This window comes from Streptomyces rhizoryzae, assembly GCF_023155275.1.
GTDB lineage: Bacteria > Actinomycetota > Actinomycetes > Streptomycetales > Streptomycetaceae > Streptomyces > Streptomyces rhizoryzae.
The window spans coordinates 1-22,194 of the sequence record NZ_JALMUV010000070.1 but is presented as its reverse complement, the minus strand read 5'-3'; the positions used below and the strand labels follow the sequence as shown (position 1 = coordinate 22,194).

General features: G+C 73.4%; 21 protein-coding genes and 4 tRNA genes. 8 read left to right on the top strand and 17 right to left on the bottom strand.

Annotation, left to right across the window (positions count from 1 at the left end; all coding sequences use genetic code 11):
• Positions 1–367: 367 nt before the first annotated feature.
• The 3 genes from MUU72_RS33305 to pgsA are packed head-to-tail and all read right to left on the bottom strand — an operon-like array spanning position 368 to position 3,065.
• Positions 368–1,483 carry a glycosyltransferase family 4 protein gene (locus MUU72_RS33305; RefSeq protein ID WP_248017193.1) on the bottom strand — a complete coding sequence of 372 codons (1,116 nt, stop codon included), beginning with the start codon at positions 1,481–1,483 and terminating at the stop codon, positions 368–370.
• On the bottom strand, positions 1,480–2,412 hold the full coding sequence (locus MUU72_RS33300) for a phosphatidylinositol mannoside acyltransferase (protein ID WP_248017192.1): 933 nt from the start codon (positions 2,410–2,412) through the stop codon (positions 1,480–1,482). Before MUU72_RS33300 ends, MUU72_RS33305 begins: the two co-directional genes overlap by 4 nt.
• Positions 2,412–3,065, bottom strand: a complete 654-nt coding sequence (pgsA, locus tag MUU72_RS33295; protein ID WP_248017191.1) for a phosphatidylinositol phosphate synthase — start codon at positions 3,063–3,065, stop codon at positions 2,412–2,414. The genes MUU72_RS33300 and pgsA overlap by 1 nt, the downstream gene beginning before the upstream one ends.
• Before the next feature lie 274 nt (positions 3,066–3,339).
• Between pgsA and MUU72_RS33290 the strand changes: the two genes are divergently transcribed.
• A complete protein-coding gene (locus tag MUU72_RS33290; protein WP_248017190.1) occupies positions 3,340–5,538 on the top strand; it encodes an elongation factor G-like protein EF-G2 in 2,199 nt (732 codons plus the stop codon).
• A gap of 180 nt (positions 5,539–5,718) precedes the next feature.
• Complete coding sequence (locus MUU72_RS33285) at positions 5,719–7,389, top strand: AbeC-like domain-containing protein (RefSeq protein WP_248017189.1); 1,671 nt, start codon at positions 5,719–5,721, stop codon at positions 7,387–7,389.
• Between the two features lie 79 nt (positions 7,390–7,468).
• Here MUU72_RS33285 and MUU72_RS33280 read toward each other — a convergent pair whose 3' ends face one another.
• The 6 genes from MUU72_RS33280 to MUU72_RS33255 form a co-directional block, all read right to left on the bottom strand.
• Positions 7,469–8,677, bottom strand: coding sequence for a YncE family protein (locus MUU72_RS33280; RefSeq protein WP_248017188.1), 1,209 nt, complete (start codon positions 8,675–8,677; stop codon positions 7,469–7,471).
• Positions 8,677–9,474, bottom strand: coding sequence for a polysaccharide deacetylase family protein (locus MUU72_RS33275; RefSeq protein WP_248017187.1), 798 nt, complete (start codon positions 9,472–9,474; stop codon positions 8,677–8,679). Before MUU72_RS33275 ends, MUU72_RS33280 begins: the two co-directional genes overlap by 1 nt.
• 92 nt (positions 9,475–9,566) lie before the next feature.
• Positions 9,567–10,124, bottom strand: a complete 558-nt coding sequence (locus MUU72_RS33270) for an HIT family protein (RefSeq protein ID WP_248017186.1) — start codon at positions 10,122–10,124, stop codon at positions 9,567–9,569.
• A 72-nt stretch (positions 10,125–10,196) separates the two neighbouring features.
• The gene (gene thrS / locus MUU72_RS33265; RefSeq protein ID WP_248017185.1) at positions 10,197–12,176 is read right to left on the bottom strand and encodes a threonine--tRNA ligase; all 1,980 of its coding nucleotides are present in this window, start codon (positions 12,174–12,176) and stop codon (positions 10,197–10,199) included.
• A gap of 102 nt (positions 12,177–12,278) precedes the next feature.
• Positions 12,279–13,490: a hypothetical protein gene (locus MUU72_RS33260; protein WP_248017184.1), complete on the bottom strand. Its 1,212-nt coding sequence runs from the start codon at positions 13,488–13,490 to the stop codon at positions 12,279–12,281.
• Complete coding sequence (locus tag MUU72_RS33255; RefSeq protein ID WP_248017194.1) at positions 13,490–14,077, bottom strand: DUF4365 domain-containing protein; 588 nt, start codon at positions 14,075–14,077, stop codon at positions 13,490–13,492. The genes MUU72_RS33260 and MUU72_RS33255 overlap by 1 nt, the downstream gene beginning before the upstream one ends.
• Positions 14,078–14,291: 214 nt before the next feature.
• Here MUU72_RS33255 and MUU72_RS33250 point away from each other — a divergent pair, with 214 nt between their 5' ends.
• Positions 14,292–15,017 carry an exonuclease domain-containing protein gene (locus tag MUU72_RS33250; protein ID WP_248017183.1) on the top strand — a complete coding sequence of 242 codons (726 nt, stop codon included), beginning with the start codon at positions 14,292–14,294 and terminating at the stop codon, positions 15,015–15,017.
• 147 nt (positions 15,018–15,164) lie between these two features.
• Here the strand turns inward: MUU72_RS33250 and MUU72_RS33245 are convergent.
• The 3 genes from MUU72_RS33245 to MUU72_RS33235 form a co-directional block, all read right to left on the bottom strand.
• A tRNA-Val gene (locus tag MUU72_RS33245) sits at positions 15,165–15,236 on the bottom strand.
• Between the two features lie 83 nt (positions 15,237–15,319).
• Entirely contained in the window at positions 15,320–15,790 is a 471-nt protein-coding gene (locus tag MUU72_RS33240) for an SRPBCC family protein (protein ID WP_248017182.1), read from the bottom strand.
• Between the two features lie 86 nt (positions 15,791–15,876).
• Positions 15,877–15,948 (bottom strand) — tRNA-Val (locus MUU72_RS33235).
• 411 nt (positions 15,949–16,359) lie between these two features.
• Between MUU72_RS33235 and MUU72_RS33230 the strand changes: the two genes are divergently transcribed.
• Positions 16,360–16,773 carry an SsgA family sporulation/cell division regulator gene (locus MUU72_RS33230; RefSeq protein WP_003959770.1) on the top strand — a complete coding sequence of 138 codons (414 nt, stop codon included), beginning with the start codon at positions 16,360–16,362 and terminating at the stop codon, positions 16,771–16,773.
• 226 nt (positions 16,774–16,999) lie between these two features.
• Positions 17,000–17,566, top strand: a complete 567-nt coding sequence (locus MUU72_RS33225) for a CGNR zinc finger domain-containing protein (RefSeq protein WP_248017181.1) — start codon at positions 17,000–17,002, stop codon at positions 17,564–17,566.
• Positions 17,567–17,590: 24 nt separating this feature from the next.
• On the opposite strand, the gene MUU72_RS33220 is transcribed toward MUU72_RS33225, so the two are convergent.
• Positions 17,591–17,746, bottom strand: coding sequence for a hypothetical protein (locus MUU72_RS33220; RefSeq protein WP_248017180.1), 156 nt, complete (start codon positions 17,744–17,746; stop codon positions 17,591–17,593).
• 68 nt (positions 17,747–17,814) lie between these two features.
• Positions 17,815–18,261, bottom strand: coding sequence for a hypothetical protein (locus MUU72_RS33215; protein ID WP_248017179.1), 447 nt, complete (start codon positions 18,259–18,261; stop codon positions 17,815–17,817).
• A 175-nt stretch (positions 18,262–18,436) separates the two neighbouring features.
• Between MUU72_RS33215 and MUU72_RS33210 the strand changes: the two genes are divergently transcribed.
• Positions 18,437–18,979 (top strand): DsbA family protein, encoded by a 543-nt coding sequence (locus MUU72_RS33210; protein WP_248017178.1) that lies wholly within the window; start codon positions 18,437–18,439, stop codon positions 18,977–18,979.
• Positions 18,980–19,017: 38 nt separating this feature from the next.
• Here the strand turns inward: MUU72_RS33210 and MUU72_RS33205 are convergent, their stop codons facing one another.
• From MUU72_RS33205 to MUU72_RS33195, 3 genes are read right to left on the bottom strand one after another with little or no spacing between them, the layout of a single operon-like run.
• Positions 19,018–19,848 carry a GNAT family N-acetyltransferase gene (locus MUU72_RS33205; protein ID WP_248017177.1) on the bottom strand — a complete coding sequence of 277 codons (831 nt, stop codon included), beginning with the start codon at positions 19,846–19,848 and terminating at the stop codon, positions 19,018–19,020.
• A 34-nt stretch (positions 19,849–19,882) separates the two neighbouring features.
• The gene (locus tag MUU72_RS33200) at positions 19,883–20,710 is read right to left on the bottom strand and encodes an aminotransferase class IV (RefSeq protein WP_248017176.1); all 828 of its coding nucleotides are present in this window, start codon (positions 20,708–20,710) and stop codon (positions 19,883–19,885) included.
• Positions 20,707–21,777 carry a chorismate-binding protein gene (locus tag MUU72_RS33195; protein WP_248017175.1) on the bottom strand — a complete coding sequence of 357 codons (1,071 nt, stop codon included), beginning with the start codon at positions 21,775–21,777 and terminating at the stop codon, positions 20,707–20,709. Before MUU72_RS33195 ends, MUU72_RS33200 begins: the two co-directional genes overlap by 4 nt.
• 177 nt (positions 21,778–21,954) lie before the next feature.
• Here MUU72_RS33195 and MUU72_RS33190 point away from each other — a divergent pair.
• Together MUU72_RS33190 and MUU72_RS33185 are read left to right on the top strand one after the other, a co-directional pair.
• A tRNA-Gly gene (locus tag MUU72_RS33190) sits at positions 21,955–22,027 on the top strand.
• Positions 22,028–22,065: 38 nt separating this feature from the next.
• A tRNA-Cys gene (locus MUU72_RS33185) sits at positions 22,066–22,139 on the top strand.
• The last annotated feature ends 55 nt before the right edge of the window (positions 22,140–22,194 follow it).

Below are 22,194 nucleotides of genomic sequence, written 5' to 3'. Positions count from 1 at the left end.
CCCCCCCCCCCCCCCCCCCCCCCCCCCCCCCCCCCCCCGCCCCCTCCCGAGGTGGGACATGAAAAACGGTGGGTGGGGGCCGGTGCCGGTGGTCCCCTGCGGGTCCTGGCCAGTGCACGGGCGCTCACCCGCAACACACAACCCGCACCAACCCACCCACGTCAGCCCCCGCCCACCTCATAACTGACCCCAACGGGAGGGGACGGGTCTGCGGGGGTGGTGTGCCGGACGTAAAGCGAAGCAGTCCGGCACACCACCCCCGCAGACCCGTCACCGCACCCAACAGCCCCGCGCAGCGGAAACCCACCCCCGCGCCGCAGGCGCAACAGGAACGCACCCCGCGGCGGGAAACCCGACAACGTGGGAATCAGCCGGCGGCAGCCCCCGCTCCGGCGGTCACCGTCTCGTACACGGCGAGGATGTCCGCCCCCACCGTCGACCAGTCGAAGCGCCGCACGTGCTTGGTGCCGCGGGTGCGGAGTTCGGACCGGCGGTCGGGGGAGTTCAGGAGGCGTACGGCGGCGGTGGCCAGCGCCTCGGCGTCCTCGTTGGCGAAGAGTTCGCCGGCCTCGCCCTGGTCGAGGACCTGGGCGAACGCGGCGAGGTCGCTGGCCAGTACGGGCGCGCCGGCGGACATCGCCTCGACCAGGATGATGCCGAAGGACTCGCCGCCGGTGTTGGGGGCGACGTAGACGTCGACGCTGCGCAGCAGGCGGGCCTTGTCCTCGTCGGAGACGGTGCCGAGGAACTCCACCCGGGAGCGCAGCTCGGCGGGCAGGCCGGCGACCGCCTCGTCCTCGTCGCCGCGGCCGGCGACCAGCAGCCGGGCGTCGGGGACCGCGGCGAGGATCGCGGGCAGCGCCTTCATCAGCACCGGCAGGCCCTTGCGCGGCTCGTCGATCCGGCCGATGAAGCCGATGGTGCGGCCCTGCCACTCGGGGCGGGGCTCGGCGCGGGCGAAGAAGTCGACGTCCACGCCGTTGGGGATGACCACCGCGTCGCCGCCGAGGTGTTCGACCAGGGTGCGGCGGGCGTACTCGCTGACCGCGATCCGGGCGCTGATCTTCTCCAGCGCGGGTTGCAGGATCGGGTACGCGGCGATCATGGCCCGGGAGCGCGGGTTGGAGGTGTGGAAGGTCGCCACGATCGGGCCCTGCGCCGCCCAGCAGGCCAGCAGGCCCAGGGACGGCGAGGCCGGCTCGTGGATGTGGAGGACGTCGAAGGCGCCGTTCTGGAGCCAGCGGCGGACCCGGGCGGCGGACAGGAAGCCGAAGTTCAGGCGGGCCACCGAGCCGTTGTACGGGACGGGGACGGCGCGGCCGGCCGGGACCACGTAGGGGGGCAGCGGGGTCTCGTCGTCGGCGGGGGCCAGCACGGAGACCTCGTGGCCGCGGCGGATCAGGTGCTCGGCCAGGTCGCGGATGTGGAACTGCACCCCGCCGGGGACGTCCCAGGAGTAGGGGCAGACGATGCCGATCTTCACGCGGGCTCCGTTCCGGGCGCCCCGGTGCGGGGCTCCAGGTCGGCCAGCCACAGGCGCTGGAGCATGTGCCAGTCCTCGGGGTGGTCGGCGATGCCGGAGGCGAAGGCGTCGGCGAGCGCCTGGGTCATCTGGGCGGCCTTCTCGGCGCGGGTGCCGTTCCCGGGGACCTGGATCTCGGGGTGGACGCGGCCGCGCAGGTACGGGCTGTCGTCGTACCAGAGGGTGACCGGCAGCAGCATCGCGCCGGTGCGCAGCGCCAGCATGGCCGGACCGGCCGGCATCTTGGCGGTCTCGCCGAAGAACTTCACCGGTATCCCGGAGGCGGACAGGTCGCGGTCGGCGACCAGGCAGACCAGGCCGCCGGCCCGCAGCCGCCGGGCCAGCGTGCCGAACGCGGCGCCGCCGGTGTGCGGCAGCACCTCCATGCCCAGGCCCTCGCGGTAGGCGACGAAGCGGTCGTAGAGCGACTCGGGCTTGAGGCGTTCGGCGACGGTGGTGAACGGGACGCCGAGCTTGGTGGTGACCCAGACGCCGGCCAGGTCGTAGTTGCCCATGTGGGGCAGTGCCAGGATCACCCCGCGGTCGCTCGCCAGGCCCTCCTCCAGGTAGTGCACGTCCTGGGGGGTGAAACCGGCCGCTATCCGCTCCCGGCTCCACGCCGGCAGCCGGAAGGACTCCATCCAGTACCGCATGTAGGACCGCATGCCGGCCCGCGACAGCGCGGCCAGCCGCTGCGGTGAGGCGTCCGGCACGACCCGCGCGAGATTGGCCTCCAGGCGCCGTACGCCCTTGCCGCGGCGCCGCCAGGCCGCGTCGGCGAGCTGGCGGCCCAGCTGGACCGCGACGCCCTCCGGCAGCCGTTTGACGGCGCTCCAGCCCAGGCCGTACAGCCCGTCGGTCAGTTTGCCGGTGTCGATCGGCGTACCCATCAGCCGTTCCCCCCTTGTGCGAGGGTGTCGGCCTCGGCCGACTCCCTGCGAACCGTCACCACACGCTGGCCCAGCGTGACGGCGCTGCCCACCGCGACCACCCACAGGGCGATCGGCAGCAGGATCTGGATGCCCGGTACCCCGAACGCGTGCAGACCGGAGAACCCGCAGGCCACCAGCGTGATCACCAGCCGCTCGGCGCGTTCCACCAGACCGTTGACGTCCACCGGCAGCCCGATCGCCTCGCCGCGCGCCTTGGTGTACGAGACCACCTGGCCGCTGGCGAGGCAGAAGATCGCCACCGCGCAGAGCGCCAGGCTGTCCCCGCGCCCGGCGTACCACAGCGCCAGCCCGCCGAAGATCGCCGAGTCGGCGACCCGGTCGAGGGTGGAGTCCAGGAAGGCGCCCCACCGGCTGGAGCGGCCCAGCTGCCGCGCCATGTTGCCGTCCACCAGGTCGGAGAAGACGAACAGCGTGATCACGACCGTGCCCCAGAAGAACTCGCCCCGGGGATAGAAGACCAGGGCGCCGGCCACCACACCGCCCGTCCCGACGAGGGTGACCGCGTCCGGGCTGACCCCCAGGCGGATGAGCAGGGCGGCGAACGGTGTGAGAACACGCGTGAAGAACGCACGCGCGTACGTGTTCAGCATGACCTTCCCGGAAAGTCGATACGGGCCGCGCGGTCAAGGGGCCACCGGCTGGCCCATCGTAGCCAGGCGCCCGCGGGGCACCGCGAACGCATCGCGGCGCGGGGTGCAACCCACGGCGCGGGCCGCCCGCCGCGCGCCGCCGGCCGGCCCTCCGCCCCGGGCCGGTGGCCGGCCGGCCCTTGGGAGCACCGGGCCCGTGTGCCCCGTATGGACGCATCCCGAACCCGGTGGAAAGCTCGAATCACCGCAAAGTGTCGACCTGGAGGCGAGACACATGAGCGAGAAGTCGAGTACGAACCCAGGAGCCGCCGGAAGGGCACCGGCGGCCGACCGGCCCCAGGCCGTGCGCAACGTGGTGCTGGTCGGCCACAGCGGATCGGGGAAGACCACCCTGGTCGAGGCGCTCGCCCTGGCGTCCGGCGCGGTCAACCGCGCGGGCCGGGTCGAGGACGGCGGGAGCCTGTCCGACTACGACGAGATCGAGCACCGCCAGCAGCGCTCGGTGCAGCTCTCCCTCGTCCCGGTCGACTGGGGCGGCATCAAGATCAATCTGCTGGACACCCCCGGATACGCCGATTTCGTCGGGGAGCTCAGGGCCGGTCTGCGCGCGGCGGACGCGGCCCTCTTCGTCGTCTCGGCCAGCGACGGCGTGGCCGGCGCGACCCGCATGGTCTGGGACGAGTGCGCCGCCGTCGGCATGCCCCGGGCCCTGGTCGTCACCCACCTCGAAGCGGCCCGCGCCGACTTCGACGAGATGACCCGGCGGTGCGCGCTCACCTTCGGCGGCGAGGACCAGGACGCCGTCCTGCCCCTGTACCTCCCGCTGTACGGCACCCCGGGCGCCGACGGCCACGCGCCCGTCAACGGCCTGATCGGCCTGCTCTCGCAGCGGGTCTTCGACTACTCCTCCGGCGAACGCACCGAGCGCGCGCCCACCGGCGAGGAGCTGCCGCTGATCGAGGCGGCCCGCAACCGCCTCATCGAGGGAATCATCGCCGAGAGCGAGGACGAGTCCCTCATGGACCGCTACCTCGCCGGCGAGGAGATCGACATCAAGACGCTGACCGGCGATCTGGAGACCGCGGTGGCCCGCGGCTCCTTCCACCCCGTCCTGGCCGCCGCCCCGGCCGCCGCCGGCGCCCGGCAGGGCCTGGGCACGGTCGAACTGCTGGAGCTGATCACCGGCGGCTTCCCCACCCCCGCGGAGCGCGAGGCCCCCGCCGTGACCGGCCCGGACGGCTCCCCGCGCGCCGGCCTGAGCTGCGACCCCGACGGCCCGCTGGCCGCCGAGGTGGTCAAGACCTCCTCGGACCCGTACGTGGGCCGGCTCTCCCTGGTCCGGGTCTTCTCCGGCACCCTCCGCCCCGACGAGACGGTGCACGTCTCCGGCCACGGCCTGACCGACCGCGGCCACGAGGACCACGACGTCGAGGAGCGGATCGGCGCGCTCTCCGCCCCGTTCGGCAAACAGCAGCGCCCGCTGCCGCAGGCCATCGCCGGCGACCTGGCCTGCGTCGCCAAGCTGACCCGGGCCGAGACCGGCGACACCCTCTCCGGCAGGAACGACCCGCTGCTGATGGAGCCCTGGGCGATGCCGGACCCGCTGCTGCCGGTCGCCATCCGGGCGCACAGCAAGGCCGACGAGGACAAGCTCTCCCAGGGCCTGGCCCGGCTCGTCGCCGAGGACCCCACGATGCGCCTGGAGCACAACCAGGACACCCGCCAGGTCGTCCTGTGGTGCATGGGCGAGGCGCACGCCGACGTCGCACTGGAGCGGCTGCGCTCCCGCTACGGCGTCCAGGTCGACACCGTCGAGCACAAGGTCGCGCTGCGGGAGACCTTCGGCGGGCCCGCCGCGGGCCGCGGCCGGCACGTCAAGCAGTCCGGCGGCCACGGCCAGTTCGCGATCTGCGAGATCGAGGTGGAGCCCCTGCCGGGCGGCTCCGGCATCCAGTTCGCCGACAAGGTCGTCGGCGGCGCGGTCCCCCGGCAGTTCATCCCGTCCGTGGAGAAGGGCGTCCGCGCCCAGGCCGCCCGCGGCATCGCCGCCGGGTACCCGCTCGTCGACCTCCGCGTCACGCTGCTCGACGGCAAGGCGCACTCGGTCGACTCCTCGGACGCCGCCTTCCAGACGGCGGGCGCGCTGGCGCTGCGGGAGGCCGCCGCGCAGACCACGATCGACCTCCTGGAGCCGGTCGCCGAGGTCCGCGTCCTGGTCCCCGACGAATACGTCGGGCCGGTGCTCAGCGACCTCTCCGGCCGCCGCGGCCGGGTCGTGGGAACCGAGCAGTCCGGCGCCGGCCGCACCCTGGTCCGCGCCGAGGTCCCGGAGCTGGAGATCGGCCGCTACGCCGTCGATCTGCGCTCGCTCTCCCACGGGACCGGCCGGTTCGCCCGCGGCTACCTGCGGCACGAGCCGATGCCCGGCCAGCTCGCCGCCCGGATGCGGCAGCAGGCGGTGGTCGGCGCCTAGCGCACCGGCCGACGCCCCCTCAGCCGCCGCCCCGGAGCGCCCACTTGGGCCGGGGCGGCGGCGGTACGCTGGGACCCCGCCGCCGCGCCGACCGTTCCGGGCCAACCTGCCTGGACGCCGGCTCGGCAGGTGTGCGCGGGAGCGGAGTCGGGTAGAGCGCATCAGCGGGTACGCGCGGTGATGGGGGCGGTAGTGGCAGACGGCTTTGACTTCAGTCCGGGGGCGCAGGTCCCCATCTCGGGGGGTGCCGGGCAGACGGCGGCCACCCAGGCGCTGGCCTCGGCCGCCTACCGGGACAGCCCGCTGGCCGACATCGCCAAGGCCGACTCCGAGGCCGGCACCTCCGAGATCAAGAAGCCCAAGCTGTCGCTGTTCGCGCCCAATCTGGGCGAGGCGTTCTCCCGCGCCGTCCAGGTGCGGATGCTCGGCGGCGGCCGCGGCCCGCTGATCCAGTCCTTCGGTACGGAACCGCAGACGGTCGTCGAGCACTGCCTGGCCGCCACCCGCATCCGCAAGCAGCGCGACACCCGGCTGACCCTCCTGATGGTGGTCTGCGGGCTGGTCTTCCTGCCCGGCGTGCTGCTCTGGCTGATCGGATTCCAGCTCCGCAAGGTCTTCTCCAAGGACGGCGAGGGCAACGGCATCTCCCTGCTGGGCGGCATCATGCTCGTCCTGTTCGCCGGCGGCGGCCTGTTCCTGCTGGTCAAGCTGCCGCTGACCGGCTTCTGGCCGCTGTACGCGCGCGGCGCGCTGGTCGTCCCGGTGCTCGGCTGGTGGCTGGCCAAGCAGATCTGCGAACGCACCGCGGTCACCCTCCGGGAGGCGTGGCAGGGCCTGCTGGAGGGCGGCGGCGTCGCCGCGAAGATCCCCGAGGCGGTCCCGAACGACCCCAACCACACCTCCGCCGAGACCCTCCGCCACAACCTCGCCAAGGTCTCCGCCGAGCAGCGCAGCAACGTCGTCTTCTACGCCGGCCCCAAGGGCATACTCGGCATGGGCACCCGCTGGGGCAGCTGGCAGCTGGCCGAGGAGCTGCGGCCCGCCCAGGAGGGCACCGAGATCCACCCCTTCCGCAGCTGGGACGTCATCCGCGCGATCCACGACCGGCTGCGCCTGCTGGAGCGCAGCCCGCTGCACACCGGCGGCTTTCAGCAGCCCCCGTCGGTGCGGCACTGGATCGTCTCCCCGGTCGGCGAGAAGGCCAAGGCGGTGTCCCGTCCGGAGGGCACCCACGTCGACGGGTACGAGGTCCGCGGGCACGAGATAGAGCGGATCTGCAACGAGCAGCAGTTCGGCAGCGGCGACCGCCACTACCTCGGCGTCCAGTTCGTGCTGTGGGACGGTCAGTTGGTGATCACGCTGATGATCACCGTCACGGTGCTGCACGAGACGCTGCGCATCGAGGTCAGCGGGCACGCCCTCGGCCCGGTCAACTCCCTGTTCACCACCAAGCCGTCGCCCAAGACCAAAGAGGTCTCCAAGGTCGTCCGGTTCTGGGAGACCAAGACCCAGACGCTGCCGCTGATCGAGCCGTCGGAGGTGGTCCGGCTCACCGCCCGCGCCCCGCTGACGTGGTTCCCGCCGGTGCTGGACTTCCTCGGCGGCAAGCTGGCCCTGCCCGAACCGTTCGGCCTGCGCCACGTCTGGGCCGACAAGCCCTGGCGCCACCGCTTCATGGCCGACGACGCGCTGCGCGCCGCCACCCCGGTCCTGCGGGCCGTGCACTCCGCCGCGATGAGCGTCCTGAAGGAGAACGGCGTCAACACCGAGCGCTTCGACAACCGCTCGCTGGTCCTCAGCGGCATGGTCCAGAGCGCCGAGCCGAAGAACGCCGACGAGTACAACGCCTAGGCCCGGCCGGGCGGACGGATACGGGCGCGCCCCCGGCGGGGATGCCGGGGGCGCGCCCGTCGCGCTGCCGTGCGGACCGCTAGCGGAAGATGCCGGTGTGGCCGAGCGAGTACCGCCCCGGCTGCGGGTAGACCGCCAGCCCGTGCGGCCCCTCCCCCACCTTGATCTTCGCCAGCGTCTTCCCGTTCCGGGTGTCGAGGGCGTAGACCTCGCGGTTGTACCGGCCCGACAGCCAGAGCACCTTGCCGTCGGCGGACAGGCCGCCCATGTCCGGGCTGCCGCCGCCGCGGATGTGCCACTTGTCGGTGAGTTCGCCGGTGCGGAAGTCCAGCAGGGAGATGGTGCCCTCACCGCGGTTGGAGATGTACATGGTGCGGGAGTCCCGGCTGACGTAGAGGCCGTGCGCGCCCTTGCCGGTCGGCAGCAGCCTCGGCCGGGTGAAGGCGTCCCCGTTCAGGACCCAGACGCCGTCGGCCATCATGTCGGCGATGTACCAGGTCCTGCCGTCCGGCGAGATCTTCACGTCCTGCGGCATCGCGCCCTCGAACGGCAGCTTCTCCTGGGCGATCACCTCCATTCTGGCGGTGTCGACCTTCAGCAGCTCCCCGGAGAACTCGCAGGAGACGATGAAGTACTTCCCGTCCGGCGAGAAGTCGGCGTGGTTGACGCCGGCGCAGCTGACCGGGAGGGTCTTGCGGATCTCCATGGTGTGCGGGTCCCGGAAGACCAGCTGCCGGTCCATCGAGGCCATCACGACCGCGTACTTCCCGTCCGGCGTGAAGTACAGGTTGTACGGGTCGTGGACCTTGACCGGCTTGCCCGCCTTGCCGGTCGCCGGGTCGATCGGGGTGAGGTCGTGCCCCCGGTTGTTGTTGACCCACAGCGTCTTCATGTCCCAGGAGGGCACCACGTGCTGCGGCTGCACGCCCACCGGGATGGTCTCGATGACCTTGTACGTGGCGGGGTCGATGACGCTGACCGTGTCGGACCCGGTGTTGGGCACGTAGATCCGCGCCGGGTAGTGCCTCACCTGCGGGGCGAGCTGGTTGGGGCGGTCCGCGGCGTAGAGGTCGTGCTCGTCGAGGAGCGGCGGCATCCCCGGCAGGCCCTGTGTGACGGCCTTGTGCGGGGAGGGCACCGCGGGCCGCGGCGCGGTGGCGGACTCCCCGCCCCCCGCGCAGCCGGCCGCCACCAGCACGCAGGCCGCGGCGAGCAGCGCGGCCCGGCGTGCGGGGCGGGTGGGGCGGGAGCCGGTCGGACGGAGGTGGATACGGTTCCGGTCAGCCATCAGGTCACTAGCTCCGTTGTCGTCACCGCGCGCAGACCGCGCCGGCGGAGGCCGTCGAGGATGGGGGGCAGCGCGGCCACCGTGCCGGCGTGCCCGAGGTGGAGACTGACGACCGAGCCCGGCCGGACGCCGTCCAGGACCGTGCGCCGGACGGCCGGGGCGCCGGGGTCGTTCGCATCGAGGGAGTCCACGTCGTAGGAGAGGACGTGCGGGTAGCCGGCGCGGCGGGCCAGCTGGATCACCTGCGGGGTGGCCCGCTGCGTGCGCGAGGGGCGGAACCAGCTGCCGATGCTGCCGGTGAGCTTCCGCAGCCGGTCGGCGCACTGGCTGATCTCGGCGTACGCGGCGTCGGCGGGCAGCGCGCCGATGTCGCGGTGGTGCATGGTGTGGTTGCCCAGCTCATGCCCGCCGTCGAGGATCCGGCGGGCCATCGCGGGCTGCTCGTCGAGCCAGTCGCCGACGGCGAGCACGGTGACCCGGACGCCGGCCCGCTCGGCCTCGGTGAGCAGCGCCCGGCCCAGCGCGGGGTCGCCCCGCCCGTGGAAGGTCAGGGCGACGGCGTGGCCGTCCCGGGGGCCGTGCGCGATCTCGGCCGGGAGGCCGGGCGCGCGGGTCGGCGGCCGGGCGGCGGGGTGCCGGGCGGACCGGCCCGGGTCGCGGGGGCCCGGGCCGCCGGAGGCCCGTACGGAGGAGGAGGCGTCCGCCGAGCGGTGCGGGTCGCAGCCCGCCGCGAACGCACCGGCGGCCGCGGCCGAGGCGGCCGCGCGCAGCACGGTGCGACGATCCAGGGAAGTCACCACCCCATTAGAGGGGCAAAAATTCCCGATGGGTGCGATATGTACGATTCGTCCGGGTGCGTGTCGCCTCGTTCACCCGGCGCGCCGCACCCTTACGCGGGCCAGGCCGCGGCGAGCATCGCCCGGGTGTCGGCGAGGAGTTGGGGCAGCACCTTGGTGTGCCCGACCACCGGCATGAAGTTGGTGTCGCCGCCCCAGCGAGGGACGACGTGCTGGTGGAGGTGGGCCGCGATACCGGCACCGGCCACCGCTCCCTGGTTCATGCCGATGTTGAAGCCGTGCGCCCCGGACGCGGTGCGCAGCGCCGTCATCGCCCGCTTGGTGAAGTCCGCCAGCTCCGCGGTCTCCGCCGCGTCCAGCTCGGTGTAGTCCGCGACGTGCCGGAACGGGACGACCATGAGGTGCCCGCCGTTGTACGGGTAGAGGTTCAGCACCGCGTACACCCGCTCACCGCGCGCGATGACCAGACCGTCCTCGTCCGACTTCGCGGGAATGGCGCAGAACGGACAGCCGTCGCCGGCCCCCGGGCCGCTCGGCTTGTTCTCCCCCTGGATGTACGCCATCCGGTGGGGCGTCCACAGGCGCTGGAACGCGTCCTGCGTCCCGACTCCGATCTGCTGTTCCGGCTCACTCGTCATGTTGCGAAGCATATTCTCCCGGCCCGGCGGGGGAAGCGGCGAGGGGCGGCCCCGATGGGACCGCCCCTCGCCCGCGCGCTTCCGTCACACCTGGACGCGGCGCTCCACCACGTCCAGCAGCTTGGCGATCGCCTGCTCGCGCGGGATGCCGTTCTCCTGCGACCCGTCGCGGTAGCGGAACGACACCGTCCCCGCGTTCATGTCCTCGTCACCGACGATGATCATGAACGGCACCTTCTGCTTCTGGGCGTTCCGGATCTTCTTCTGCATGCGGTCCGAGGAGGCGTCGACCTCGACGCGCAGGCCCTTCCGCTTCGCGTCCGCCGCGAACTCCTGGAGGTACTCCACGTGCGCGTCCCCCACCGGGATGCCGACCGCCTGCACCGGCGCCAGCCACGCCGGGAAGGCGCCCGCGTAGTGCTCCAGCAGCACCGCGAAGAACCGCTCGATCGAGCCGAACAGCGCGCGGTGGATCATGACCGGCCGCTGCTTGGTGCCGTCCGCCGCGGTGTACTCCAGGTCGAAGCGCTCCGGGAGGTTGAAGTCGAGCTGGATCGTCGACATCTGCCAGGTCCGGCCGATCGCGTCCTTGGTCTGGACGGAGATCTTCGGACCGTAGAACGCGGCGCCGCCCGGGTCCGGGACCAGCGGCAGGCCCTGCTTGTCCGCGACCTGGCGCAGCGTCTCGGTGGCCTCCTCCCAGACCTCGTCCGAGCCGACGAACTTCTCCGGGTCCTTGGTGGACAGCTCCAGGTAGAAGTCGTCCAGACCGTAGTCGCGCAGGAGGTTGAGCACGAAGGTCAGCGTCCGGTCGAGCTCGTCGGCCATCTGCTCGCGGGTGCAGTAGATGTGCGCGTCGTCCTGCGTGAAGCCGCGGGCGCGGGTGAGGCCGTGCACGACGCCCGACTTCTCGTAGCGGTAGACCGTGCCGAACTCGAACAGCCGCAGGGGCAGTTCGCGGTAGGAGCGGCCGCGCGCGTCGAAGATCAGGTTGTGCATCGGGCAGTTCATGGGCTTGAGGTAGTAGTCCACGCCCTCGTCGAGCTGCATGGGCGGGTACATGCCGTCGGCGTACCAGTCCAGGTGGCCCGAGGTCTCGAAGAGCTTCCCCTTCGTCGCGTGCGGGGTGTAGACGAACTCGTAGCCCTCCTCCTCGTGGCGGCGGCGGGAGTAGTCCTCCATCACGCGGCGGACCAGGCCGCCCTTGGGGTGGAAGACCGCCAGGCCGGAGCCGATCTGCTCGGGGACGGAGAAGAGGTCCAGCTCGGCGCCGAGCTTGCGGTGGTCGCGCTTCTCGGCCTCGGCGAGGAAGTCCAGGTGCGCCTTCAGCTCGTCCTTGGTCGGCCAGGCGGTGCCGTAGATCCGCTGGAGCTGCGGGTTCTTCTCACTGCCGCGCCAGTACGCGGCGGCCGACCGCATCAGCTTGAAGACCGGGATGTGCCGGGTGCTGGGCAGGTGCGGACCGCGGCACAGGTCCTTCCAGCACAGCTCGCCGGTCTTGGCGTCGAGGTTGTCGTAGATCGTCAGCTCGCCGGCGCCGACCTCGGCGGAGGCGCCCTCGGCGGCGTCCGCGGCGGAGCCCTTGAGGCCGATCAGCTCCAGCTTGTACGGCTCGTCCGCCAGCTCGGCGCGGGCCGCCTCGTCGCTCACCGCGCGGCGGGCGAACTTCTGGCCGCGCTTCTGGATCTCCTGCATCTTCTTCTCGATGCGCTTGAGATCGTCGGGGTGGAAGGGCTTCTCCACGTCGAAGTCGTAGTAGAAGCCGTCCTTGATCGGCGGGCCGATGCCGAGCTTGGCCTCCGGGAAGAGCTCCTGCACGGCCTGCGCCATGACGTGGGCGGTGGAGTGCCGCAGGATGTTCAGGCCGTCCTCGGAGGTGATCTCGACGGGCTCGACCTCGTCGCCCTCGGCCAGCTCGTAGGTGAGGTCCTTCAGTTCGCCGGCCACCCGCGCGGCCACCACGCTGCGCTCGCCCTGGAAGAGGTCGGCGGCCGTAGTGCCCGTGGTCACCACGCGTTCTTCCCGCTCGGAATCGCGTTGGACGGTCACACGGACGTCTGACACCGGTCTCTCCTGACTCATGTCTTCCTCACGGCAGCGTTTGCTGCGCCCCCGAATCGTACCGAGCCGCGGGACCGCACCGCGAAACGCGTTCCCCGGGCCCGCTCAGCGGTCCGGCGGCACCCCGCCGCCCGTCTCCCCGCCGTCCCCGAACCCGCCGTCCCCCGGGTCCTCCGGCCCGTCCCAGAGGGCCTTGAGCAGCCGGTCCCGGTCGGCCGGGTCGGACGGGACGGGCGTGACCTCCCGGGCGCCGGTGATCCGCCGGAAGCCGCCCCGGCTCTCCAGCCGGCCGCTGATCCGCACCGGCAGCCCGGCCAGGTGCGCGTGCCCGGCGGTGCGGTAGTCCTCCGCCCCCAGCGCGATCCGCACCTGCCCCACGTCCGCCCCGGCCAGCACCCGCAACCGCACCACCCCGGGCCCGTCCGGCCGCTCCCGGCGCAGCCGGACGACCGTACCGGTCACCCGCACCGGCAGCGACGGCTCGGCCCGGACGTAGCGCTGCGCGGCCTGCTGGAGCGCGGGCAGGTCGCCGGGCGAGAACGCGACCGGTTCGGGGCGGGCGGCGAACCCGGGCGGGGCACCGGCCGCCGGCGACCAGGCGAGCGAGATCCGCACCCCCTCCGCGCCGCGCACCAGCGCGATCAGCGCCTGCGCCAGCTCGTGGCAGACGCCGAGCGCGACGGCCGCGTCGAACGCCTCCAGCCCGCCGGTGGCGCGCTGGTAGTCGGTGGCGTCCCGGGCGGCGTGCAGCGCCCGCTGGAGGCCGGCGACCACCGGGCGCCCGGCCGGTACGGGGACGAACGCGGCCAGCCGGCGCCCGGCCGGCGCCGGACCGACCAGCACCTGGGCCAGGAACCCCTCGGCCCGCCGCCGGTGGCGGGCGCCGTAGTAGCCGGCCCGCGCGTAGCTGCCCAGCGCCCCGGCGGTCAGCAGCGCGCGGGCCGCCCCGCGCAGCTGCTCCTGGGCGGTCCAGCGGGCGCTGCCGGGGGCACCCTCGGGGACCTCGCGCTCCCAGCGGACCTCGTCGCTGGGCACCGCGAGCGCGACCAGCACCTCGCGGGCCGAGGGCGTACCGCTGCGCTCCAGCGCCGCCACCGCCTCGGCCAGCAGTTCGGCGCTGTCGGGGAAGCGGCGGTCGTGCGGGACCAGCAGGCTGGGGCCGCCCGCGCCACCGGGCGGGGTCCAGCGGGTGTACCGGCCGGCCGCGCCGCCGCGCCGCCGCCAGCCGTGCCGGGCCAGCAGGGCGCCGAGCACCGCCGGGTCGAGCCGCGCGGGGTCCGGCGGCCGGGTGCCGTAGTCGTCGGTCGGCCGGTCCATCAGGGTCTCCCTCCCGCCCCGACCCGCGCCATGATGGCGCGCAGCGCCCGGTCGTCGAAGATCCGCGTGGTCGGGATCCGCACGGTGGTCCGGCGCCGGCCGGTCACCGGGTGGCCGGCGAGATTGGTCCAGTAGCAGCAGTGCCGCAGGGCGAGGTGGTCGTGCCCGGCCCGCAGCCAGTCGTCGGGGTCCCGCGGGACGAGCATCACCACGAGGATCTTGTGCACCGCCACCGGTGTACGGGCCAGCTTCACCAGGTGGTCGTTGTCGAGGGTGAAGCCGAAGGTGGGGCCCCGCGGCCGCGGGGCGGTCTGGTACGTGCACTTGAGCTGCACCTTGATGGTCACCTCGTCGTCGACGGTGTGGCCGGGCGCGGCGTGGCTGAGGTGCCAGTCGATGCCGTTGTCCGGGAAGGGCTGGGCCAGCGAGCACCCGGAGGCGGCGGCCACCGCGTGGAGGTAGCCCACCTGGAGGGTCTCCATGCAGGCGGTGGTGGCCAGTGCGCCGCGCTGCGGGAGGACGGCGGGCTGGGGACGGCTCCCGGGGGAGGGGGACAGCCCGCCCGGTTCGGGCTGCGCGAGCGTCATCGCGGTGCCTTCCGGGCCGTGCCGGTGCGTCCGGACGACGGGGCGGCGGCGGACGCGGCCGCCGGGCCGGGCACTGCGCACCGGCCCGTCCCTGTGGTTGTCTCCCCGTCAAGTGGGCCGCAAACAACGGCGGTTCGAGCCGTCCCCGGCTCGGGTATCACCAGCTCGGGTGACGTGCACCGTCATTCTCCGTACGACCGCGAGGAGTTGGGTGATGGCGCGCTGGTATGACGGCCCCCTTGCCGCCTTCGACACCGAGACGACGGGCGTCGACGTCGAGCGCGACCGCATCGTCTCCGCCGCCCTGGTGGTCCAGGAGACCCCGCGCGCCGCCCCGCGGGTCACCCGCTGGCTGGTCAATCCGGGGGTGGAGATACCCGAGGCGGCGACCGCGGTGCACGGTCTGACCGCCGAGCACCTCGCGCTGCACGGCCGCTGGCCGGCCCCGGTGATGGAGGAGGTGGCGCGCGCCCTGGCCGCCCAGACGGTGGCCGGCCGCCCGCTGGTGGTGATGAACGCCCCGTTCGACCTGACGCTGCTGGACCGCGAGTTGAAGCGCCACCGCGCCAGCGCCCTGGACGCCTATCTGACCACCGGCCCGCTGCACGTCCTCGACCCGCGCGTACTGGACAAGCACCTGGACCGCTACCGCAAGGGCCGCCGCACGCTGACCGACCTGTGCGCGCACTACGGGGTCGAGCTGGCCGACGCCCATGAGGCGGCCGCCGACGCGCTGGCCGCGCTGCGGGTGGTCCGGGAGCTGGGCCGGCGCTTCGCCGACCGGCTGGCCGGCCTGCAACCCGCCGAACTCCACACCCGCCAGGCGGTCTGGTACGCGGCCCAGGCGCGCGGGCTCCAGGCGTGGTTCGCCCGCAGCGGCTCCCCCGAGGCCGTCGACCCGCACTGGCCGCTGCGGCCGGAACTCCCCGCCGCCGCCTGATTCCCGCAATCGCCCTTCCGACGGCGCGTTCCGGACCGGCCGCCAAAGGAACGGAATTCTTTTTCCGTCTTATCCGGGTGCCAACTCGCCCGCACCGCACACGAAAAGAACCGGGCCGCCTTTCGGCGGCCCGGTTCCTGATCCCGGTGGGCGATACTGGGTTCGAACCAGTGACCTCTTCGGTGTGAACGAAGCGCTCTCCCACTGAGCTAATCGCCCGGGTTCCGGCGGGGTTTCCCCCGCGAACGACCTGAACGATACAGGCCGTCGGGCCCTTCCATCAAATTCCTGTGCCGCGGCCCTCATCCGCGGGCCAGCCAGGCCGCCAGACCGCGCCGCCCGCCCCGCATCATCAGCGCGTGGTTGATCCGGAACAGCGGCCGCGCGGGCAGCGCCCACCGCCGCAGCGCCGGCTTGCGCAGCTCCACGTCCTGCTCGAAGACCGCCCGGGTGCCGCCGGCCCCGGGCCGCACCGTCCAGCGCGCCCAGCCGTCCAGGTCCCCGCGCATCGCGGTCTCCAGCACTCCGGCCGCCGGGTCCCGCCGCGTCTCGGTCGCCACCACGGCCAGTTCGTACGGCAGGACGGAGCGGAACCGCGCGGTACCGCTGCGGTCGTCGAGCGGGGCCACCTCGCGCACCTGCGGCCACCAGCGGGGATACGCCTCGGCCCGCTCCAGCACCGCGTAGACGACGGCGGGCGGGGCGGGCAGCAGCCAGACACTGCGGAAGCGGTAGCGGTGCAGGCGGCTCGGTCGGCCGGTCGGCGCGGGCATGATCCCAGTGTGCGCCCCGGCCGCCGCACAGGACCCCAACACACACGACGGCCCGGAGACTTGGGTCTCCGGGCCGTCGTCCGGGGTGGGCGATACTGGGTTCGAACCAGTGACCTCTTCGGTGTGAACGAAGCGCTCTCCCACTGAGCTAATCGCCCGGGCGCACCGCCAACATTACCGCACGTCGGAGGCGCTTCCGACCACGCCGGCCGGACCGCGCGCCCGGGGCCGGACGGCGCGGCCCGGCCCGGCCCCGGCGACCGGAAGGCCGGGCCCGAACGGTTTCCGCATCCGGCGCGCCGGATCCCCGCACGCCCCGGCACGCCGAACCGGCGGAGATCATCGCGAACCCCTCCCTCCTCCCTTACTCTGCGTATTCACACGGGCCCGCGCAGCGCACCGATCCCGTGGCCGGAATACCGCCGGGGACGCTCACGCAATCCGCCGGAAGAGGTACCTGAAGCCACCCAAAACCGTCAGAGGGGTTTACAACGGCACCGTAGGTGGCATGTCGATTTCGCCGACGTGCGAATCCCCGAGCGCACACTGAGCGAAAGGCCCTGGCGCTTATGAACACCACGGTCAGCTGCGAGCTGCACCTGCGCCTCGTTGTGTCGAGCGAGTCCTCACTGCCTGTACCCGCGGGCCTGCGGTATGACACGGCCGATCCTTATGCCGTGCACGCCACCTTCCACACCGGAGCCGAGGAAACGGTCGAGTGGGTTTTCGCCCGCGACCTCCTCGCCGAGGGCCTGCACCGGCCCACGGGCACCGGCGACGTCCGCGTCTGGCCGTCCCGGAGCCACGGACAGGGCGTCGTCTGCATCGCCCTGAGCTCCCCGGAGGGGGAAGCCCTCCTGGAAGCCCCGGCGCGGGCCCTGGAATCGTTCCTGAAGCGGACGGATGCCGCCGTACCGCCCGGTACGGAGCACCGGCACTTCGATCTCGACACCGAGCTCTCCCACATCCTGGCGGAGAGCTGAGAGGCAGCACGCACACCCACCGCATCCACCCGCTCACACTTGCGACCGTCCGACTCGGGGAGACGGCGCAGGACCGACAAGTTCACACGGCACGCTCCGGCGCCGTCGCCGCGGACCCACCGCGGAGGCGGCGTCGAGGCTTGTTCCAGGCGCTAGAGTCGGCGACCATGCGCCAACGACACCGGGGCGGCAGCGGCCGACCCCGACCCGGCCAGGGAGCGGAACCGTGCTGATCACCCATGACACCCGGTGCGCGCTGGACACGGTCGTCGACCTGCTGAACAGCGCACCGGAGGGCGAGGCTGCCGGCGCCCCGGACAGCCTGACCGACCTGGCGGCCCTGGCGGACTTCGTCCGGCGCAACGACGTCAGCGGCGTCGGGGACCTCGGGCCGGGAGACCTGGCGGCCGTCCGGGCCCTGCGGGCGCGGTTCGCCGAGGTCTTCGCGGCCGGCGACGACCGCACCGCGGCCGCCCGGCTGAACGCGCTGGTCGCCTCGGCGGGCACCACCCCGCAGCTGACCGACCACGACGGCTACGACTGGCACGTCCACTACTTCGCGCCCGGCGCCTCGGTGGCCGACCACCTGGCCGCCGACTGCGGGATGGCGCTGGCCTTCCTGCTCGTCGCCGGGGAGCGCGAGCGGCTGCGGCGCTGCGAGGCGCCGGACTGCCGGTACGCGTTCGTGGACCTGTCCCGGAACCGCTCGCGGCGCTACTGCGACAGCCGGACCTGCGGGAACCGGCTGCACGTCGCGGCCTACCGGGCGCGGCGGCGGGAGGCCGCGGGCTGACCGCGGGGCTGCGCCGGCGCGGGGTCAGAGGATGTAGAGGTCGTGTACCGCGCCTAGGAGGAGCAGCAGGCCGATGATGGCCAGGAAGAGCATCAGCGGCGGCTGGGACAGCGCGAACAGGCAGCCGCGCGGTTCGGGGGCAGGGGCGTCGTCCGGGGCGAGGGCGCACTCATCGTTCATCTCGCGCGCATCATCGCGCAGATGATCGTCCCGGAAGCCGCAAGACGCCTCTCAGCAGCGGGAGTTCATCAGATCCCGTGCTTTTTCAGGATCGCTTCGATGTCCGAGAAGTCATCCTTGGGAGCAACCTCCGCCCCCGGGGCCGATGCGGTCCTCGGGGCCTGCCGGCCGGTGCCGAGGGAGGGCGCGGAGGCGGCCGGGGCGACCGCCGGTGCCCCGGATCCCGCGGCGGCCCGGCGCTCCTTGCGGCCGGATATCCCGCGGCGGCGCTCCACGAGCCGGCTGATCATGAACAGCAGCGCGGAGAGCGCCAGCACCCCGAACCCGGCCCAGACGGTCGGCTTGAACACGATGCTGGTCACCCAGTCGACCACGCCGGTCATCACCAGGCCGACCGGGATCAGCGCGAAGGCGGCGATCCGCGTCGCGGCCAGGAAGCGCTTGCGGTAGGCGGTCAGCGCGGCGATGCCCAGGCCCGCTGCCGACACCGCGGCACACACTGTCGAGGTCAGCATCCGGTCCTCCTGCCGGTCGAAGGGAACGAGCGGGCGTCCCGCGCTCTCCTCCATCCTGCCCTGTCCGCCCCCGTCCGGACCACGGTCCGCGGGCGACCTCAGGGAGATCTCCGGGTCGTTCTCCTCCCCAGGTCCGGGTTCGTCCCCGGTGCGGGCGGCTGGAAGACTTGGCCCCATGAACGCATCCGCCGCCCCCGGCCCCACCGGTTCCGCCCGCCCCGTCCTCGATGTGTGGTGCGACCTCCAGTGCCCCGACTGCGCCACCGCCCTGACGGACGTCCGGGCGCTGCGCGAGCGCTACGGCGACCGGCTGGAGATCCGGCTGCGGCACTTCCCGCTGGCCAAGCACAAGCACGCCTACGCGGCCGCCCAGGCCGCCGAGGAGGCCGCGGAGCAGGGCCGGGGCTGGCCGTACGCGGAAGCGGTGCTGGCCCGTACCGGCGAGCTGGACAAGGGCGGCGAGAAGGTGCTGCTGGACGCCGCCGGGAAGCTGGGGCTGGACACCGAGGAGATCGACACCGCGCTGATCGACGGCCGGCACCTGCTGGCGGTGGACGCGGACGAGGCCGAGGGCAGGGCCATCGGGGTCACCGGCACCCCGACGTATGTGATCGGCGGCGAGCGGCTGGACGGCGGCAAGAGCCAGGAGGGCCTGCGGTCCCGTATCGAGGAGATCGCCGACCGGCTGCTGGCCCAGGACGGCACCGCGGCGGGCTGACCGCCCCGGCCGCTACCGCGCCGCCCGGGGGCCGGCCGTCACAGGATCGGCTTCCACATCCGGTACGCGCTGGTCCGGTAGCCCAGCGAACGGCAGAGGCCGAGCGCCGGGGCGTTGTCCGGGTAGACGTTGAGCGCCAGGGAGGTCCGGCCCGCGGCCAGGGTCTCGCGCTCCGCGACGAGCATCAGGCTGCGGCCGTGCCCCTCCCCCCGGCGCCCGGGCGCCACCCGCACGTCCCTGACGTAGCCGCCGGGCTGCCCGGGGAGCCGCAGGGCGAGCCAGAGGGTGCCGACGCCGCTGCCCTCGTGGGTGAGCACCCGCAGGACCTGCCCCGGGGTGTCCGCGCCGCCGGGGAGCAGCGCGTCGTGCTCCTGCGGAGCGGTCCGCTCGGCGCGTTCCGCGGGCATGCCCTGGCCGGTCTCCAGCCGGATGTGCTCGGCGATCGCGGCGTCCCGCCAGGCCGGGTACTCGGCCGCGGTCATCGGCCGGTCCGCGCTGCCCTCGGGCAGGGCGCCGGGACGGGTCAGGGGCCGGGCCAGGATGCGGCTGCGCTCGGTGTAGCCCAGGGCCGCGGAGAGCCGTACCGCGGCCTCCGCGTCCGCCGGCACGGTCAGTTCGATCTGCCGGCAGCCCCAGCCGCGGAGCACCTCCTCGGCGGCCAGCGCGGCGACCGTGGCGCGGCCGCGGTGCCGGTCGGGCGCGTCCACGCCCAGGGCCTCGATACGGCCCGCCGCGGGCCCGAAGCGGGCGTCCGTGGCCAGCTGGATCCCGCCGACCCGGCGGCTGTTGACGCAGATGTCGTAGGGGCGGGACCGGTGGCCGTCGTCGTGTCGTACTTCGGGGCCCGCGGGGCGCAGCGTAGTGGTCACGAGGACTTTCTACTCGTCCGCCGCGGGCCCGTCATCACCAGCGCGGGTCGAAGTCCGCGGCCGCCTGTCGCGCGAAGGTCCGCATCGCCTCGGCGGTCACCGGGCCCGGTGCGTCGGCGAGTTGGCGGCCGTCGATCCGTGTGACGGCCTGGACGTCGCGCAGCGTGGAGGTCAGGAAGATCTCCTCGGCGCTCTCCAGGGCCGCGAGCGGCAGGTCGGTCTCCTTGGCGCCGGCCCAGGCGATGGTCAGGGCGCGGGTGATCCCGGCCAGGCAGCCGGAGGCCAGCGGCGGGGTGTGCAGTTCGCCGTCGAGGACGACGAAGACGTTGGAACCGGTGCCCTCGCACAGCGCGCCGGCGGTGTTGGCGAACAGCGCCTCGGAGGCGCCCTGTTCGCGGGCGCGGGCCAGCGCGACCACGTTCTCGCCGTACGAGGTGGTCTTCAGGCCGGCCAGCGCGCCGCGCTCGTTGCGGGTCCAGGGGACGGTGACGGCGGCGGTGGTGTCGGGGCGGCGGGGGGCCGCGGAGACCGCGATGACCAGGGTCGGACCGGCGTCGCCGCGGTCCGAGCCGAGCGGGGAGACCCCGCCGGTGTAGGTGATCCGCAGCCGGCCCAGCTCCATCGGGTTGGCGTCCAGGACGGCCGCGCAGCCGCGCCGGACCTCGTCGAGGTCGGGCTCGGGCAGGCCCAGGCCGCGGGCGGAGGTGGCCAGCCGCTCCAGGTGGCGGGTGAGGGCGAAGGCCCGTCCGCGCTCCGCCTTGACGGTCTCGAAGACCCCGTCGCCGACCGTCAGGCCGTGGTCGAAGACCGAGACGCGGGCCCCCTCGGCGTCCCGCAGTGCCCCGTCGAGCCAGATCTTCATCGCTCACTTCCTCCGCTCACTTCGTGCTCACCGGACGCTACCGCGAGCAGTCGGCGCGCCTTCAACTCGGTCTCGTCCCACTCCCGCTCCGGATCGGAGTCCCAGATGATCCCGGCGCCGGCACCGAAGCGGAGCACCGGTCCGCCGGGGGCGGTCCGGTCGATCCAGAAGGTGCGGATGCCGACGTTGAGCCAGCCGGTCCGGCGGTCGGCGTCCACCCAGCCGATGCCGCCGCAGTAGGGGCCGCGCGGCGCGGTCTCCAGTTCCCCGATGATCCGCAGGGCGCTGGACTTGGGGGCGCCGGTGACCGACCCGGGCGGGAAGGTGGCGTCGAGCAGGTCCGCCCAGGCGGTCTTCTCGTGGGCCTCGTCCAGTTCGCCGCGCACGGTGGAGACCAGGTGGACGAGGCCGGGGTGCTCCTCGACGGCGCACAGCGCGGGGACGGAGACCGAGCCGGTGGCGCAGACCCGGCCGAGGTCGTTGCGGACCAGATCCACGATCATCACGTTCTCCGCGCGGTCCTTCGCCGAGAGGTCCGCCGCGGTGCGCCCGGTGCCCTTGATCGGGCCGGACTCGACGGTACGGCCGTCCCGGCGCAGGAACAGCTCCGGCGAGGCGGTGGCGATCTCGACGCCGTGCCCGGGCAAGCGAATCGTTCCTGCATAGGGCGCCGGGTTGCCGCGGGCCAGGACGGCGGAGAGGGCCGCCACGTCGGCGTGCGCGGGGTCGGGCAGCGGCGCGGTCAGGACCCGGCAGAGGTTGACCTGGTAGACCGTCCCCGCCGCGATGTGGGCCCGGATCCGGCGGACGCCGTCCGTATACGCGGCGCGGTCCAGCGAGCTGCGCCAGTCGCCCGCGGCGGGGCCGCGCCAGGCACCGGGCCCGGGGCCGTCCGCCGGGGTCGCGGGGCGTACGTCGGCGAAGCGGGCGCACACCACGCCCCCCTCGAAGTCGGCGGTCACCGCCCACCAGCCCGCGGAATCCAGGGCCGCGGGATCGCTGGTCACATCCCGCAGGTCGGTGGCTATCAGGCCGCCGAAGCGGGCCATCGGAGCGAAATCGTGCACGTCAGTGAGTCTATGGCCGGGCACCGTCCACCGCCCGGGCCGAGCGTGCACCGCAGCACGCTGCACAAACGCGTTTTTGTACTGGCCCGGGAATCCGCTAGAGTTCAACACGTCGCCGGGACGCGGAAGCGCCCCGGAGGCCAGGGAGCTTCCCGACGTAGTCTGGGAGAGCCGCCCGCGGACGTAGCTCAGTTGGTAGAGCACCACCTTGCCAAGGTGGATGTCGCGAGTTCGAGTCTCGTCGTCCGCTCGATGTGGGGGATCATCCCGAGCCCCCCGCACACTCCTGGTGGAGTGGCCGAGAGGCGAGGCAACGGCCTGCAAAGCCGTCTACACGGGTTCAAATCCCGTCTCCACCTCCAAGGACGATTAGCTCAGCGGGAGAGCGCTTCCCTGACACGGAAGAGGTCACTGGTT

Coding starts and splice junctions, on each gene's coding strand:
- MUU72_RS33300 (WP_248017192.1), bottom strand. CDS start 2,412: ATGGGTACGCCGATCGACACCGGCAAACTGACCGACGGGCTGTACGGC.
- pgsA (WP_248017191.1), bottom strand. CDS start 3,065: ATGCTGAACACGTACGCGCGTGCGTTCTTCACGCGTGTTCTCACACCG.
- MUU72_RS33290 (WP_248017190.1), top strand. CDS start 3,340: ATGAGCGAGAAGTCGAGTACGAACCCAGGAGCCGCCGGAAGGGCACCG.
- MUU72_RS33285 (WP_248017189.1), top strand. CDS start 5,719: ATGGGGGCGGTAGTGGCAGACGGCTTTGACTTCAGTCCGGGGGCGCAG.
- MUU72_RS33280 (WP_248017188.1), bottom strand. CDS start 8,677: ATGGCTGACCGGAACCGTATCCACCTCCGTCCGACCGGCTCCCGCCCC.
- MUU72_RS33270 (WP_248017186.1), bottom strand. CDS start 10,124: ATGCTTCGCAACATGACGAGTGAGCCGGAACAGCAGATCGGAGTCGGG.
- MUU72_RS33260 (WP_248017184.1), bottom strand. CDS start 13,490: ATGGACCGGCCGACCGACGACTACGGCACCCGGCCGCCGGACCCCGCG.
- MUU72_RS33255 (WP_248017194.1), bottom strand. CDS start 14,077: ATGACGCTCGCGCAGCCCGAACCGGGCGGGCTGTCCCCCTCCCCCGGG.
- MUU72_RS33250 (WP_248017183.1), top strand. CDS start 14,292: ATGGCGCGCTGGTATGACGGCCCCCTTGCCGCCTTCGACACCGAGACG.
- MUU72_RS33240 (WP_248017182.1), bottom strand. CDS start 15,790: ATGCCCGCGCCGACCGGCCGACCGAGCCGCCTGCACCGCTACCGCTTC.
- MUU72_RS33230 (WP_003959770.1), top strand. CDS start 16,360: ATGAACACCACGGTCAGCTGCGAGCTGCACCTGCGCCTCGTTGTGTCG.
- MUU72_RS33220 (WP_248017180.1), bottom strand. CDS start 17,746: ATGAACGATGAGTGCGCCCTCGCCCCGGACGACGCCCCTGCCCCCGAA.
- MUU72_RS33215 (WP_248017179.1), bottom strand. CDS start 18,261: ATGCTGACCTCGACAGTGTGTGCCGCGGTGTCGGCAGCGGGCCTGGGC.
- MUU72_RS33210 (WP_248017178.1), top strand. CDS start 18,437: ATGAACGCATCCGCCGCCCCCGGCCCCACCGGTTCCGCCCGCCCCGTC.
- MUU72_RS33200 (WP_248017176.1), bottom strand. CDS start 20,710: ATGAAGATCTGGCTCGACGGGGCACTGCGGGACGCCGAGGGGGCCCGC.